The sequence below is a fragment of the Pseudodesulfovibrio nedwellii genome (assembly GCF_027923765.1).
Classification (GTDB): Bacteria; Desulfobacterota; Desulfovibrionia; order Desulfovibrionales; family Desulfovibrionaceae; genus Pseudodesulfovibrio; species Pseudodesulfovibrio nedwellii.
In genome coordinates, this window is sequence record NZ_AP026709.1 from 2719398 (window position 1) to 2734416 (window position 15019).

The following is a 15019-nucleotide window of genomic DNA, read 5'->3' on the forward strand; positions in this document are numbered from 1 at the left end:
TTAGGGGTCAATGGTCAGGCTGTTAGAACTCTTTGTTCATGATTTTCAGACAGCGTAACAGGGTGTCGTGGTCTTCAGGTGGACAGGCTCCGATGAGTTCTTCGGTCAGCTGCAAATGCAGCCTGTCGTGTTCTTCGAAGAGGGCGTCTCCCTTGTCCGTCAATTCGACGTTGATGGACCGACGATCAGTGTCGTGGGGCTTGCGGCGAACGCATCCCTTTGACTCCAGCCTGTCCACAAGCACAGTCAGTGTACCTGTGGTGATGCCCATGGCTTCGGCCAGCTCTTTCATACGCATGGCTCCATGGATGCCGAGAATTTCCAGAGTATGCATTTGTGGCAGGGTCATGCCCTTTTCCCGCACCACATCGTGTTCCCACGATGAGAGTTTTTCAAAGAATTCGATAATGGCGTGGTTGATTTCGTTGATCATGGTCGTCTCCTAAGTCGTAGATGTATACAGACTGTATGCACCAAAGGCTATGGTCATGACACCGGCAGTCCGCATGACCATTGGTTCGACCCAATCCTGTTCAAGTGTGCGAACGAAACCCGCGGCCTTGTATATCGCATAGATGACCGTTCCAAGAGCGGCGGCCGTGCCGATAGCATATGCACCGAATACCATAGTTCCTTTGAGGAGACTCCCAGAGTCCAGAGCATATGTATACATGATAGCCACGGTTGGGCATGGCACGATCATGTTGACGAAACCAATGGAGAATAATCCCCACGTTGTGATGGTATGGGCAGAAGGAGCCTTGTGCGTGTGGCCACAACTACCGTGGCCGTGCTGACATGTGTGTTCGTGCTCATTCTTGTGTGAGTGCGTATGTCCGTGGTCGTGGTTATGCAGCAGGGAAGGTTTGACGATAAGGATGAGTCCAAGTGTAAGGAGTACCCCAAAGGTGATGATATCAATATAAAAGGAAAAGGATGCCGGGATTGCCAAAGAAATGGAACCGAGGGTCAGGCCGATGATAAGACAGGCGAGGGAAGTGCCTGTAATGAATGCTGAGGTCAGGGAGAACACTCGTTTTCCGTTTTTTTCGCCATATACAAATGGAGCCAGAACCAGCCACGAATGACCGCATGGATTTATGCCGTGAACAAGGCCGAGCACGATACTACTCTGAAGGGCTACCCAGAAAATTGAATCTAAAGGCATATGAATCTCTTTTGTTTGAATGTGGTATAGTTTGAATGCCAAGATATATATTTATAGTTTAGTTTGATAGTCAAGGTAAAGTGGCAAAAAAAAGGAAACGCCTGTAATTAACGTTTCCTTAGTGCTTTTAAAAGACAGTAAATCAGTGTGTTATCGGATCGTCGAGGTTGGTTTATCACTTCGATTTTTCGTTGTTTTCCAGCGTTACAGATAATTCCGAGCCGGACTTGAGGAACAGGTCGCGTTGTGGGAACGGGAATTCGATGCCGTGTTCATGGAACAGGTTCCATATGTTGAGAAGTACCTCGCTTCGCACGTTGGCGACACCGCTTTCCGCGTCGCTGATCCAGATGCGGAGCTGGAGGTCTACTGAATTGTCACCGAAACCGATGAGGCGAGAGGCCGGAGCGGGATTGCGGAGGGCGCGCTTGACGCCTGTGCATGCAGTGATCAGGAGCTCCAATGCCTTTTCGACATCGGAGTCATAGGCAATGCCTACCGGAATTTTGATACGGACGTTTTTGTCTTTGTGGGTCCAGTTAATGACCTCGCCGGAAATGAGTAGCTCGTTGGGAATGAGATATTCCATTCCATCACGGGTGAGGATGGAGGCGTAGCGTCCGTGCATCTCGCTGACGACACCAAAGACCGTGCCGACCTCAATGGTGTCCCCCGGCTTGATGGATTTGTCCATGAGCAAGAGAATGCCTGCCACATAGTTGGAAAAGATGGTTTTGAGGCCGAACCCGATACCAACACCGAGTGCGCTTGAAAAAATGGCGAGGCTGGTCAGGTCGATGCCCACGCTGGACATGGCGAACAGGATGGCCGCTGTATATAGCCCAGTTTTGACCGCTTTGGTCATGAGAACCTGAACCGAAGGAGACAATCCTGAAATGGCGTTAATACGGTTCGTGGCGAATTGAGCAACAATGACTGCGGCCTGGAGGAACAGTGCGGCTAGCGCCATGCCTTTGATGACCCCAAAGGCCGTGAAGGACGTCTCGCCGACGGTGATGCGCAGGCCTTCCAGAAAACCCGTGATCGGGGAGAGCAATCCGAAGATGCTGAGGGCTGCGACGGTCCAGACTATCACAGCCACACCGCGTGCGAGTGTGTGGTTGGGCATCATGCTTGTCAGGAATCGGATAATGATCCAGGCCACAGCCAGATCGCTGGCTGCGTCAAGTACTCGGGGCGTTAAATCCATGGACCAGAATATCGCTGCGCAAACCTGCATTAAAACGATGAACAGGGCCACATTGCCAACGTCCACCAAGGCCCTGAGTAGGGAGCGGCCAAGGTCGTTTTTAATAGTATCGTCCACCCATGCGAACAAGCGGCGTTCCAGACCTCGCCAAAGAAGGACTGTCAACAGATAGGCACCGAAAACGCATCCCCATTGGGCAAGCATTGCTCCGGTCAGTACCGTGGAGTGAAGCCAGTCACTGAGGAATTTGATCGCGAATTCTATTTTTTCTTGCATGGGCAGCCTTATGTCCGGTGAGTGTTAGCTTCGGGCTATCAGGTCGATAACTGTTCCTGCAAACAAGGCCACGGAAATAATGCCGTTCATGGTGAAGAAGGCGACGTTTACACGACTCATGTCGTCGGGTTTGACGAGCAGGTGTTCGGCCATGAGAATAAGTCCCATTGCCGAGGCTGTGATGAAGTAGATGACGCCAAGGCCTGCGGCCCAGCCTGCAAGCAGGAAGAATGCTGCGGTGGTCGCATGACTCAAGGTGGAGATGCCGAGTGCGGCAGGCACACCCAGTCTGGCCGGGATGGAAAACAGGTTTCGTTTGCGGTCAAAGTCTGCATCCTGACAGGCATACAGCAAATCGAACCCTGCGACCCACATGGTCACGCCGCAAAAAAGCAGGACCGCGGGCAGCGTCACGGTTGGTTCTACACACAACCAGCCAGCAACCGGAGCCAATCCCAGTACCGAACCGAGTGCGAAGTGGCACCAGTAGGTGAACCGTTTGCAGAAGCTGTATGAGGCGGACATGATCAGGGCAACCGGCGACAGTTTGAGGCACAGAGGATTCATCATGGCGCAGGCAACGATGAAGACCACGGCGGTTCCCACAATGAACATCAAGGTGAAGGCCGTTGAGAGTTCGCCTGTAACCAGTTCTCGTTTCTGAGTGCGTGGATTTTCGCGGTCGATGTCGAGGTCCGCATATCTGTTGAAGGCCATGGCGAATGAGCGGACTGCGACCATGGCCACTGTCAGCACAACCAGATTGTAGAATCCCGGCCAGCCGTCTGCGGCCAGAAATGCGCCCATATATGCAAAAGGCAGGGCAAAGATCGAGTGTTCAATTTTGATCATCCGGCACACCGTGCCGAGGTCTTTGACGAGTTTCATGTGGTGCCTGTTTTTTATTATTAATACCTGTTTATCAGCGTTGCCCCGATGATGAGGAGGAAAACGCCGGCTATTCTCTGCCAGGAAATGGTGTGTACGTTAAAGCTTATTAATCCGTAGTGGTCAAGGATCAAGGCGGCTATGAATTGTCCGGCCAGAAGCCATGCCATCATGGTCGCCGCGCCAAGTTTCCCCGCCAGAATGATGATGGCGAAGACAAAGAACGCGCCAAGTGCGCCGCCTGTCCACGCCCACAGCGGGGCAGATGTTGCCATGCCCAGAGATGGAACAGGTGCTTTGGTGGCGAATGCGTAGGCGATCAGGACCAATGTGCCGATGGCGAATGAGGCCGTGGCAGCCCAGACGGGGTCTCCCAGTGATCCTTTCAGTCGTAAATTGATACCTGCCTGTACCGGCATCATGGCTCCGGCCAGCAGGGCGAATATGACATACATCCATTTCATGACGACTCCAGTGTGATTTGTCATTTGAAACACTATCGCTGTTTAATGCGTTCGTCCATGGCTTTGGGAGCGGAGTTACGCGGAATTGTTTGTTGTCTGTAACCGAAGCGGCACCCATTATTCCCTCGAAATCTTTATGAAGGTATCGAATCAATCAGACAAGGAGGACCCTAATGACCAAGACACAGATCAAGGAAATTCGTATGCACCTCGTACAGGGGTTGAACACCATGACAGAGCCTGACGTTGATGAAGCTCTGGTCGTGGAAAATTGTCCGGACGATACCGATTTTGCATCTCAACTGGCTCAGCATGGGCTGAATGTATCAATACATCGACGTCGTGTGACACGAATTCGGGAGATGGAAGACGCACTTCGGCGGTTGGCAGAAACCGATTACGGCGTGTGCGAGGAATGCGGCGAAGAGATTGGCGTAGCCCGACTCAAGGCCAATCCTGCGGCTCGGTTGTGTGTCCTTTGTCAGTCTGCGGCGGAAGAAGGGCTTACACGTTGTGCTTAACGCACTTTTTTCCCATGGAGGTTCCCATGGCTGGCTTTAAGTTTTCCGTGGACATGCATGTTCATTCCAAATTTTCCACCCGTCCGTCGCAATGGATTTTGCAAAAGATCGGGTGCCCGGAAAGTTTCACCGAACCACTTGATTTGTACAACATTGCCCGCGCTCGTGGCATGGATATGGTCACGATCACTGATCATAACACCATTGATGGTGCGCTGGAGATAGCCCATTTGCCGGGGACATTTATTTCTGAGGAGATCACGACATATTTCCCGGAAGACAAGTGCAAGCTTCACGTGCTTGCTTATCATATATCCGAGTCGCAGCATGACGACATTCAACGATGCCGTGAGAATCTGTTCGATCTTGTTCCCTACCTACGGGAACAGGGCATCGTCCATGTCCTGGCGCACCCGCTTTTTGCCGTCAACGACCGCCTGACGCCTGCCCATTTTGAGCAGGCGTTGCTGCTTTTTGACGTGTTTGAGGAAAATGGTACCCGCGACGCTCGGCAGAACAAGACGCTCCGGGATATCATCACCAAGCTGACGCCTATGGATATCGAGCGCATGTCAAACACCTACGGCATCAAGCCTCATGGAGATGTCCCGTGGGAAAAAGGGCTGACCGGCGGGTCCGATGATCACAGCTCGCTCAACATTGCGCGCATGTATACCCGGTTTACGGGTGGCCCGTGCATCAACAGTGTTTTGGACGGTGTGGTGAATCACACGTGCGCACCCGCAGGTACTCCGGCCACACCCCGCACCATGGCGCATAATCTGTACGGCATCGGCTATCAGTTCTATTGTTCACGCACGGGGAACATGCGTCCTGAGGTGTCGGAACATCTGTGCTTTCGATTTCTCAAGTCGATACTGGCCCCGGGTGAGGAAAAGAAGCCGACGCTTTCCAGTTTTTTTCAGCGACTCATCGGGCGAGGCAAGGCTACTTTGCATAGAGAATACGGCCCGAGCGACTCCGTGCAGGAGCTGTTGCTCAAGGAAGCCGGGGATATTATCGCCCACGACCCTACGTTGATGCGTATTGCACAGGGCAATGTCAACGATGTGGTTGAGCTGGAAAAGGAATGGGCGCGATTTGTTTCACTTGCGGCCAACCGGGTTCTTTCCGAATTTGCGGATCGGACGCTGAACTCGGTGCTTGGCGCGAATCTGTTTGATGTTTTTCATTCCATTGGATCGGCGGGGTCGCTCTATGCCCTGCTTGCTCCATATTTTGTCGGGTATGATCTTTTCTCCTCGGAACGTAGTTTTTCTCGGGAATGCATGGCCCGGTTTCAGCATAAAAAGAGTTCTCGAACCGGCGATGATCTTAAAATAGCACATTTTACGGATACCTTTGACGAGATCAATGGCGTGGCCCGGACCATTCGACAACAGCTCAAAATGGTGGCCCGTCACGGCAAGGATATGACCGTGATAACCTGCGGAGCCAATGCGGATGTTCCCGGTGCGGTCAGCTTTACTCCAGTAGGGCGGTTTTCTGTTCCTGAATACCCGGAAATAACGCTTTCCTATCCACCGTTTCTGGAAATGCTGACGCATTGTTTCGAGCAGGAGTACGATTGCATTTTGGCGGCAACTCCCGGTCCGGTCGGTTTGGCGGCTCTTGCCATATCTAGGATATTGAAGCTTCCGTTTCACGGCACATATCACACGGCCTTTCCTGAATACGTGGGAGCGTTCACCGAAGACGCGGCCTTGGAAGACGGATGTTGGCGGTATGTGAGTTGGTTTTACAACCAGATGCAGGTCATTTATGCGCCGTCCGAGGCGACCAAGTTCGAGTTGGCCGACAAGGGAATCGACCCGGAAAAAATCGTAACTTACCCACGCGGTGTGGACACAGATCGTTTTCACCCGGATAAGCGTAACGGCTTTTTCAATCAGTTTGATGTGGGTAGTCGGACCAAGCTTTTGTACGTGGGGCGCGTGTCCCGCGAAAAGGGATTGGATGTGCTTGCCGAGAGTTTCAGGAAGGCCGTGAAGATGCGGGATGGATTACAGCTTATCGTGGTGGGTGACGGTCCCTATCTTAAGGAGATGCAACGTATACTCCGGGGCATGCCAGTGACGTTTACCGGTGTGCTCAAGGGAGAACCGCTTGCACAGGCCTATGCCTCGGCTGACCTATTCGTTTTTCCTTCGGCCACGGATACTTTCGGTAATGTGGTGCTGGAAGCCCAATCTTCAGGCCTGCCCGTTATTGTCACGGATAAGGGAGGTCCGGCAGAAAACGTCCTGCCCAATGAAACCGGCCTCATTGTCCCAGCCGACAACCCCGATTCACTGCTCCGGGCCATCATCCACATGGTCGACACCCCGGAGCGCATCGAATACATGCGCCTCAAAGCCCGCGCCCACGTGGAAAAGCGCACCTTCGACGCCACCTTCCTCAAAACCTGGGAAATTTTTGGATCACACGTCGCCGCCTGATCTCGTTAAAAAGGAAGAAGTCCCAAGATATTTAAGAATGCCTTTGGCTATTTATCTTTCAATTCCGGGTGCCGTTCGTAGAAACCCTCAAGAGGTTCCAGTTCGGTTTGGCATTTGGGGCATGTGTGATTGCCAACATTGCGGAAATCAACTGCTGTTTCGCATTTGGGGCAGATGTATGTCCCGATTGATTTTGTTCCTTTCTGCCGGGTGATTATTGTGCAAATCAAAAAAAAGGCTCCACAGGCCATCATTAATCCACCAATTATTCGTGGATAAATGACTGGGACATGCCAATAATGCATATTTCCAGTAATAACTCCAAGTGCTCCAACAACAATTAGCGAAAAAAAAAGGAATAATTCTGAATGTTTGATCATTTCATTACTACTTATTTTAATCTGTCATAAGTTTCTTTCGCAATAGCTACTCCCATTCCAACTTTTGAAGTTGGTGGAGGGCCCGGGACAGTTGCTGCTGTAAAGGCATCATATGCATTTTGCACAGTCACAGGGTTTGTGAGTCCCGTTGCCGTAGCCGTGATGACTCCCGGCGAGCTGGCGACAACTGCCGCAGGGGCAAGTCCGAATCCGATGGTTCCTAATGGCTTATTCCCATTAAGTAAAAGGAGCCTCGGCCCGATAGCACCAAGATTCCCATGTGTTATTTATCTTTCAATTCCGGGTGCCGTTCGTAGAAGCCTTCAAGCGGTTCCAATTGGGTTTGGCATTTGGGGCATGTGTGATTGCCAACATTGCGGAAATCAACTGCTGTTTCGCATTTGGGGCAGATGTATGTCCCGATTGATTTTGTTCCTTTCTGCCGGGTGATTATTGTGCAAATCAAAAAAAAGGCTCCACAGGCCATCATTAATCCACCAATTATTCGTGGATAAATGACTGGGACATGCCAATAATGCATATTCCCAGTAATAACTCCAAGTGCTCCAACAACAATTAGCGAAAAAAAAAGGAATAATTCTGAATGTTTGATCATTTCATTACTACTTATTTTAATCTGTCATAAGTTTCTTTCGCAATAGCTACTCCCATTCCAACTTTTGAAGTTGGTGGAGGGCCCGGGACAGTTGCTGCTGTAAAGGCATCATATGCATTTTGCACAGTCACAGGGTTTGTGAGTCCCGTTGCCGTAGCCGTGATGACTCCCGGCGAGCTGGCGACAACTGCCGCAGGGGCAAGTCCGAATCCGATGGTTCCTAATGGCTTATTCCCATTAAGTAAAAGGAGCCTCGGCCCGATAGCACCAAGACTCCCATGTGTTATTTATCTTTCAATTCCGGGTGCCGTTCGTAGAAACCCTCAAGAGGTTCCAGTTCGGTTTGGCATTTGGGGCAGATTTCATTTGGGACTTCTGCGAAAGGAAGTGCCGTTTCGCATTTTGGGCATATGAATACCTCTGCATAGTCCCGCTGGTCTTTGCGAAAAGCCATGATGAACATGAATACTCCGATTATCGCTATTCCAATTCCTGCTTCAACATGAAAGGGCTCCATTTCTGTGCAGTAAGAACCAAAATAGTGGCAAAATGTAGTACTTGAGTACACGAAGTATCCAAAAGCCATCGTTGCAATTCCTGCAAATAGAATGAGTGTATCAACCTGTTTCTTTTTCATGCTATCAATCATTTTTTTTGTTGCGTCGTTGCAATTCTTCTAAGGTCCATCTTCCAAGAGTAAGAACTTGGCCTTCTATTGTCTCAGGCGGTAAGTTGGGGTCCATCAAGTCCTTGCCTACCCGGCCAATCTTATCAAGCTTTTGAGGATTTGCCTTTGTCCATTCTATCCCGGTCTTAATGGCGTCTTTCCCTTTTCCTGCGACAGCCTTCGTCGCTTCTTTCCCTTGCCTGATAATCGTCGGCGCGGCTGCAACGGCTGCTGGTGCGGCTTTGGCAATTCCCGCGCCGCCTGCGGCAGTTGCGCCAATTCCTGCGTTGATGGCCGCGGCTCCTGCCATGGCCTTTGCAGTTCCTTTGGTGGCCTTGAAGTGATCGTCTTTATTTTTCCCGGCCAACGCTCCGAGGCCATCCGCAGTAAGAGCGGCCCGCCTGTCAAAAAAAAGAGGGAGCCTCGGCCAGATAGCACCAAGACTCCCATGTGTTATTTATCTTTCAATTCCGGGTGCCGTTCGTAGAAACCCTCAAGAGGTTCCAATTGGGTTTGGCATTTGGGGCATGTGTGATTGCCAACATTGCGGAAATCAACTGCTGTTTCGCACTTGGGGCAAATGTAAGTTGATTCCCTCTTATTAATTGAATGCCTGCGACGGAACCATATGATGACTGGTGAGATTATGCCAATCAAGAACAGTACAAGGCCTGCTATTCTAGGATACATAACTGGGATGTTTCGAATGTGTAAGCTGCCCGTGATTATCGCCATAGCTCCTATCAATATGAGGCATCCAAACAATGCCGCTTCTACGAATCGTAAATGCATATACCCTGCTATTTTGTTATTGTGTCACATGCTTCTTTTACTGCATACCCCAATCCTTCATATGCGGTTTGGGGCGGAGATGGGTCGAATGCTCCTGTCACAAAATCACCAATTTTTTGCGCAGTCACAGGGTTTGTGAGTCCCGTTGCCGTAGCCGTGATGACTCCCGGCGAGCTGGCGACAACTGCCGCAGGGGCAAGTCCGAATCCGATGGTTCCTAATGTCCAGTTCCTGAAATCATCATTAGTAACGAACGAATTAAATAATGAAGAAAAGGCTTTGCCTATACCTGTGCCGATCCTTTTCCTTGCTTTGTTCATGTATTCATAACTGTATTCTCTCGGGCCGGTGTATATTTGACTGGTGTGAACACCGTTTTTCTTTTCTTCGGTTTTTAAAGCCTCTACGTCCTGAGGTGTGCTTCTCGTTGACGCCTGTTCGGAAAATCCATTCCAGCCTCGACTTGCATCACTTTCCTCATAATTCTTAACAGCTTCCTGTTCCCGTTTTGTTCGCATGGCCGCCTGTTGGATTCTGGTGGCTTTGCTCATCAGACCGCCTTTGTCTTTTGGGCTGGGGCGTGCAGGGCTTTGTTCGGGACTTTTGTCTTCGTGTACGACATTATTTTTGGGCGTCGCGTCAGAAATACCTGTCTTGACGGGGTTTCCTCCCGTTTTATCGCTCAGGACATTCTCTTTCGGGGTGTCTATTTCACTCAACATATTGTTTAATTTGTCCTGATGTGCTTTCAAATGTGCTGCGACTGCGACTTCAGTTCTTTGTTTTCTGGCTTCGGCCTCAGCCTTGGCGTCGGCTTCCTGTGCAGCCTGTTCTGCAACGGCCTCTGCTTTTTGAGCCTTTTCCATCTTGTCGTGTTCAAGTTTTGCTCTCATGGCAACAGCGGCTTTTCTCGAAACGTCCTTGGATTGAGCATGCCATTCGTTGCCGGTGTTTGGACCTGCAATAGAAGGCGTATCCCATGCATCAATTTTACCATCACGGGCAATGTGTCCTGCCCTGTCGGCTGCAGCTCTTCCTGTGCTAAAGCTGTTTCCTTTTCCATATAATCCCATTGGATCAAACATATTCACCGGATCATCCAAACAATACCCGTACCAGTCAGCATCTCCGCCAGCGTCGCCGATGGGATCCTGAGCGGTCCAGCGGGCCGTGTCGGGATCATAGTCGCGCCAGCCGAATCGGACGAAGCCAGTATCCGGGTCGTGGACGCCGCCAGCAAAGCCGATGGGGACGCGCAAGGTTGGATTCGAATCCCACAGGATGTTGCCGAACGGTCCGTATTGAATGGCCTTTACCACATTCCCGGTTGGTGAGACAACCGCTTTGAGTGAGCCTACCTGATCGTAATATAAGGTGTAATCTGTGCCGTTGACCGTGGCCTTGTATGGAATGCGCTCCTCTTTATCGTAATGGAACTGCCAGTCGTTGACCTCGTCCTTGAAGCGGTCCAGACGGATGAAGTTTTTCCATTGATACGCTTCGTCCAGCGTGCCGTTGACGTACCGGGCTTGCCGCCTGCCGTGTTTATCATGGTCAAAGGTGATTTCCCGGCCATCCGGCAGAAGAACGCCAAGAAGTCGGTAATCTTTGCTGTACTTGTAGCGGGTGACAGACTCTCCATTGATCTTGGCAGATCGGAAGCCGAGTGCGTCATGTTCGAATTGAAGAGTATCAACGGCCAGCAACCGGTCGTCATCCGTGTATTGGTAGGAGCGCATGAACGGCTCGCGGCCAACGGCATAATCAGCCTTTCTGCGGCCTTTGTCGTCATATTCGAAGTCTTCACACCAGCCCGTGTCGCCAATGACCGAGGTCAGACGGCCCGCATCGTCATATTCGAATTCCCATGTTTCGCGGCGATCATTGATGCGTTCGGTGCGGGATTCGATCCGGTGGGCGTCGTTCAGGTCGAGTTGCAGAAAATATGGGGTGGCTCCGGCCTTGCGTTCCCGTTTGGATTTGTTGCCCCAATTTTTCGGTTTTGTTTCTTCGCCGAGTGTGTGGTTCCAAGAGAAATCGTGACCCTCGTGCTTCGGACGCCATTGGGCGGGCTTTTTGACAGTCCACCAGTTAAAATTGGTGCGTTGGGCTTCAAATTTCTTTTTCAAGTTGCCGACCCGGCGCACGGGTTCGAAAGTGTTGTCCGCATATTGAATCCAGTTGCGTTCGTATTCGCTGGTCTGCGGATTGTAAGTAAAACGACAAAATCGATCCTTCATGTGATCATCATAAAGCATGTCATGCTCCAGGGGTGCTGATTATGGAAAAAGGGGCGGACCCAATGCCCGCCCCTTGAACCGGGATGCGTGTCCGGGGCCACTCCCCGAACGATCACCGTCAGCATACCCCCGGTTTTTCGGAAAGCAGTGAAATGTCAGTGAATGTAGGGTAAAAGCGTTCGAAAAGTATAAAAAATCAACTTGACAGGGGGGTGGCATTTGCTTTGAAAAGAGGATTCCATGCGTTCATTCCCCCCATTGCCCAAGGCTTTTATTTGGCGGTCAACTCTGCTATGCTTTTTCTTTCAACGAAACAGAGGTGAATTATGAATATATTTCGTCGGATTATAGTCGTTTTGGCTTTGTCATTGGCTTTAGTCGCCTGTTCAAATGAATCCGGGACCGAGGCCAATACCGGACAGGCCGAAGAGGCCGCCGCGCCTGAACTGATGGCCAAGCCATCGACCGGGAAGTACCCGTATATGGGTGTGGCTGAGTTGGACAAGTATCTTGCTGACAATACGGGCAAGCCGACAATGCTGTTTTTTTGGGCCACATGGTGTCCTTCCTGCAAACAGGAAATTCCTGAATTGGAACAGTTGAATACGACCCATGGAGACTCGGTGAATATCATCGCCCTGTCCGTGGATGAACGGGTGGAAGATCTGGACAGATTCTTCAGCAAGGGCGATATCAATCTGCCCGTGTACTGGGGTGATCAGGCCATTGCCGCCAAGTATAAGGTAGAGGCCATCCCCACGATGGTCATTTTCGACAAGAGTGGAAAGCAGATTTTCGCTCAGGCCGGAGTTTTTCCACATTCCATGCTTGTTGCCATGGTGAAAAAGTTGACAGAGCAGTAGATTTCATGATTCGCAAAGCACGCATTGATGACGTTAAGGCTATTCACGGTTTGCTCATGCACACCGATGAACATGATGCATTGGTTCTTCCCCGTTCGTTCAGTCAGTTGTATTCGCACCTGCGCGACTTCGTGGTTGCCGTGGACGATGACGACAAGGTCATCGGTTGTTGCGCTCTGAGTTTGATCTGGGAAAATCTCGCAGAAATTCGTTCTCTGGTGGTGCTTCCGGCGCATCGTGGCAAACAATTGGGCCGCCAACTGGTGGAAACCTGCCTGAGAGAGTCCGTGACACTGGGTATTTTGAAAGTATACACGTTGACCGAGGAAACGAGTTTCTTCGCTCATCTCGGCTTTGTCGAGGAGGGCATGGAGAGCTTGAACCAGAAGATATTTATTGATTGTCTCAACTGTCCGAGATTTCCGGACCATTGCAACGAAGTTGCCATGATTATAAACCTTTAACCACACATATTACGATGCCACACAAATTGACACCGTTCATTCCCGCAGAAAAAATAGCTGATCGCGTTAAAGTCATGGGCCGTGAGATTACGGACTCCTATGAAAGCGATGGACCATTGGTCTGCATCTGCGTGCTCAAGGGCGCATTTTTGTTTTTTGCCGATATTATTCGAAAGATTGACCGCGAAATCGAGGTCGATTTCGTTCGTCTGGCCAGTTATGGAACGGCCACATCTCGGTCCGAGGACATTGTTTTTTCTAAAGACCTGGAAGTTTCCATCGAAGGAAAAGACGTGCTGGTCATCGAAGATATCGTGGATACCGGCCATTCCATGGATTTCCTTTTACACGTTTTACGGCGGAGAAATCCAAAGAGTTTGAAAATTTGTGCACTTATTGATAAGCATGAGCGACGGGAAATGGACGTCTCCGTCGATTTTCCCGGTTTCAAGTTGAGCGACGGATTTATCGTTGGCTACGGTCTGGACTATGCTGAACGATACAGGGAGCTTGACGGAATTTATGAATTGTCCACGGCTTCCGATAGTTAACCAACCGGTTTTTTTGGAGATCGAAATATGATCGTCACCTGCCCGAATTGCGAGACCCGTTACAATCTGCCCGACGACAAAGTTCCTGCGGGTGGAACTAAGGTCAAATGCTCCAAGTGCGCGCAAGTGTTCAAGGCCGAACATCCTCCGGTAACGCCTGAAGAGGAAGTGGAAGCCCTCCTTGAAGAAGAAGGGCAGGGTGGAGACACCCAAGCCGGAGACGAGTTCGACGAAACTTTTGAAGATGTGGCCGCCGGTGTTCCTTCTGAAGAAACACCTGTCGAGCCGCCCGCAGACGAGCCGCAAGAGCCTTCGGCACCGGCTGTTGATCCTGCTGACGAAGTGGTGGAAGAGGATTTGCCGGATACCGACGACCTCTTTGACGATGCAGAAGAAGAGATGCCAGACCCGGATGAAGGGGCAGCACCGTCAGCTTTGGAATCAGATGATCTCGGAGACGACCTCTTTGCGGATATTGACGAAGACGAGGACTCGAGCGGGTTGTTTGAAGACGAAGAAGATGATGAAGATACCGACTCGGACGATCTTTTCGCTGATGACGACGATGACGAAGAGGATGAAGACGAGGACGATGCAGAGTCGGGCAGTGTCTTTGACGATTCCCTTTCCATTGACGAAGTACCTCAGAAAAAGGACGGCAAATCAATTGGTTGCCTGATTATCCTGTTGGTGCTCGCTCTCGGTTTAGGCGGAGCCATCTATTTCAAGGCATGGACATATATCGGTGTTGATTTGGGCGATATGTTCAAGAATGTCCCGTTTGTCGGTCAGTTGTTCATGGAGGAAACCGGTGGCGATCAGGAAGCTGCCCCCGGCGAATCCCCGGCAGAACGTGTCCGCAAGATCGAATTGAAAAATGTTAAACAGTACTACGTTCCGAATGAAAAAGTGGGTAATCTGTTTGTGGTCGAGGGGAAGGCTATCAACAAGTTTTCCTCTCCCAAAGAGCGGATTAAAGTTGAAGTCATTTTGTACGACGCGACTAATAATATTTTGACTTCCCAAGCGTTCCTGTGCGGTAACGTGCTTTCGCAATTCCAGCTTCAGGTTCAGACAAAGAAGGAAATTCAGGATGGTCTGTCCAGTGATGTTGGTATTTTGTCCAACAACACTTTTATCCGGCCTGAAGCATCCACGCCGTTCATGGCAGTATTCTTTGAGCCGCCTGAGGGAGTGAAAGAGTTTATGGTCAAGGTCGTGGATGTCGGCGATCCTGAGTAAAAAAAGACGAAACTTGAGCGGGAGGGTGGATACATCCTCCCGCTTTTTTGTTGGGTGATATTTTTTGTGATTATTTTTACAAATGGGTAAAAAAAAGATTGCAACCCGCTGCAAAGCATGTTTTTTTCAGTCCGGCGAAAAAGTGGCTAATGAGTGGCTTTTTCGGAAAAACCCATTGACGGCAATTGATGGCCTGTGCTACTTCTCCACCACTTGTG

The 15019-nt window shown here is 50.5% G+C and carries 14 protein-coding genes; 6 read left to right on the top strand and 8 right to left on the bottom strand.

Going from position 1 to position 15019, the window contains the following annotated elements; genetic code table 11:
* Positions 1–22 precede the first annotated feature (22 nt).
* From SYK_RS12715 to SYK_RS12735, 5 genes are all read right to left on the bottom strand, one after another.
* Complete coding sequence (locus tag SYK_RS12715; RefSeq protein ID WP_281760646.1) at positions 23–433, bottom strand: MarR family winged helix-turn-helix transcriptional regulator; 411 nt, start codon at positions 431–433, stop codon at positions 23–25.
* 9 nt (positions 434–442) lie between these two features.
* Positions 443–1168, bottom strand: a complete 726-nt coding sequence (locus SYK_RS12720; RefSeq protein WP_281760647.1) for an urease accessory protein UreH domain-containing protein — start codon at positions 1166–1168, stop codon at positions 443–445.
* Positions 1169–1343: 175 nt separating this feature from the next.
* Positions 1344–2654: a mechanosensitive ion channel family protein gene (locus tag SYK_RS12725; RefSeq protein WP_281760648.1), complete on the bottom strand. Its 1311-nt coding sequence runs from the start codon at positions 2652–2654 to the stop codon at positions 1344–1346.
* Positions 2655–2678: 24 nt separating this feature from the next.
* On the bottom strand, positions 2679–3542 hold the full coding sequence (locus SYK_RS12730; protein ID WP_281760649.1) for a UbiA-like polyprenyltransferase: 864 nt from the start codon (positions 3540–3542) through the stop codon (positions 2679–2681).
* Between the two features lie 20 nt (positions 3543–3562).
* Complete coding sequence (locus SYK_RS12735) at positions 3563–4006, bottom strand: DMT family transporter (RefSeq protein ID WP_281760650.1); 444 nt, start codon at positions 4004–4006, stop codon at positions 3563–3565.
* Positions 4007–4179: 173 nt separating this feature from the next.
* On the opposite strand from SYK_RS12735, the gene SYK_RS12740 reads away from it, so the two are divergent.
* Together SYK_RS12740 and SYK_RS12745 are read left to right on the top strand one after the other, a co-directional pair.
* Complete coding sequence (locus tag SYK_RS12740) at positions 4180–4527, top strand: TraR/DksA family transcriptional regulator (protein ID WP_281760651.1); 348 nt, start codon at positions 4180–4182, stop codon at positions 4525–4527.
* A 26-nt stretch (positions 4528–4553) separates the two neighbouring features.
* Positions 4554–6986, top strand: a complete 2433-nt coding sequence (locus SYK_RS12745) for a glycosyltransferase (RefSeq protein WP_281760652.1) — start codon at positions 4554–4556, stop codon at positions 6984–6986.
* A 1279-nt stretch (positions 6987–8265) separates the two neighbouring features.
* Here the strand turns inward: SYK_RS12745 and SYK_RS12750 are convergent.
* The 3 genes from SYK_RS12750 to SYK_RS12760 all read right to left on the bottom strand — a co-directional run bounded on the left by SYK_RS12750 (position 8266) and on the right by SYK_RS12760 (position 11699).
* Positions 8266–8619: a hypothetical protein gene (locus SYK_RS12750; protein ID WP_281760653.1), complete on the bottom strand. Its 354-nt coding sequence runs from the start codon at positions 8617–8619 to the stop codon at positions 8266–8268.
* Between the two features lie 4 nt (positions 8620–8623).
* Positions 8624–9016, bottom strand: a complete 393-nt coding sequence (locus SYK_RS12755; RefSeq protein ID WP_281760654.1) for a hypothetical protein — start codon at positions 9014–9016, stop codon at positions 8624–8626.
* Between the two features lie 433 nt (positions 9017–9449).
* The gene (locus tag SYK_RS12760; protein WP_281760655.1) at positions 9450–11699 is read right to left on the bottom strand and encodes an RHS repeat domain-containing protein; all 2250 of its coding nucleotides are present in this window, start codon (positions 11697–11699) and stop codon (positions 9450–9452) included.
* 308 nt (positions 11700–12007) lie between these two features.
* On the opposite strand from SYK_RS12760, the gene SYK_RS12765 reads away from it, so the two are divergent.
* The 4 genes from SYK_RS12765 to SYK_RS12780 are packed head-to-tail and all read left to right on the top strand — an operon-like array spanning position 12008 to position 14801.
* On the top strand, positions 12008–12544 hold the full coding sequence (locus tag SYK_RS12765) for a TlpA family protein disulfide reductase (protein WP_281760656.1): 537 nt from the start codon (positions 12008–12010) through the stop codon (positions 12542–12544).
* 5 nt (positions 12545–12549) lie between these two features.
* On the top strand, positions 12550–13008 hold the full coding sequence (locus tag SYK_RS12770) for an N-acetyltransferase (protein ID WP_281760657.1): 459 nt from the start codon (positions 12550–12552) through the stop codon (positions 13006–13008).
* 14 nt (positions 13009–13022) lie between these two features.
* Positions 13023–13559, top strand: coding sequence for a hypoxanthine phosphoribosyltransferase (hpt, locus tag SYK_RS12775; RefSeq protein WP_281760658.1), 537 nt, complete (start codon positions 13023–13025; stop codon positions 13557–13559).
* A 27-nt stretch (positions 13560–13586) separates the two neighbouring features.
* The gene (locus tag SYK_RS12780) at positions 13587–14801 is read left to right on the top strand and encodes a DUF3426 domain-containing protein (protein WP_281760659.1); all 1215 of its coding nucleotides are present in this window, start codon (positions 13587–13589) and stop codon (positions 14799–14801) included.
* Positions 14802–15019: the final 218 nt, after the last annotated feature.

Coding starts and splice junctions, on each gene's coding strand:
- SYK_RS12770 (WP_281760657.1), top strand. CDS start 12,550: ATGATTCGCAAAGCACGCATTGATGACGTTAAGGCTATTCACGGTTTG.
- SYK_RS12745 (WP_281760652.1), top strand. CDS start 4,554: ATGGCTGGCTTTAAGTTTTCCGTGGACATGCATGTTCATTCCAAATTT.
- hpt (WP_281760658.1), top strand. CDS start 13,023: ATGCCACACAAATTGACACCGTTCATTCCCGCAGAAAAAATAGCTGAT.
- SYK_RS12735 (WP_281760650.1), bottom strand. CDS start 4,006: ATGAAATGGATGTATGTCATATTCGCCCTGCTGGCCGGAGCCATGATG.
- SYK_RS12725 (WP_281760648.1), bottom strand. CDS start 2,654: ATGCAAGAAAAAATAGAATTCGCGATCAAATTCCTCAGTGACTGGCTT.
- SYK_RS12750 (WP_281760653.1), bottom strand. CDS start 8,619: ATGAAAAAGAAACAGGTTGATACACTCATTCTATTTGCAGGAATTGCA.
- SYK_RS12730 (WP_281760649.1), bottom strand. CDS start 3,542: ATGAAACTCGTCAAAGACCTCGGCACGGTGTGCCGGATGATCAAAATT.
- SYK_RS12715 (WP_281760646.1), bottom strand. CDS start 433: ATGATCAACGAAATCAACCACGCCATTATCGAATTCTTTGAAAAACTC.
- SYK_RS12740 (WP_281760651.1), top strand. CDS start 4,180: ATGACCAAGACACAGATCAAGGAAATTCGTATGCACCTCGTACAGGGG.
- SYK_RS12765 (WP_281760656.1), top strand. CDS start 12,008: ATGAATATATTTCGTCGGATTATAGTCGTTTTGGCTTTGTCATTGGCT.
- SYK_RS12780 (WP_281760659.1), top strand. CDS start 13,587: ATGATCGTCACCTGCCCGAATTGCGAGACCCGTTACAATCTGCCCGAC.
- SYK_RS12720 (WP_281760647.1), bottom strand. CDS start 1,168: ATGCCTTTAGATTCAATTTTCTGGGTAGCCCTTCAGAGTAGTATCGTG.
- SYK_RS12760 (WP_281760655.1), bottom strand. CDS start 11,699: ATGCTTTATGATGATCACATGAAGGATCGATTTTGTCGTTTTACTTAC.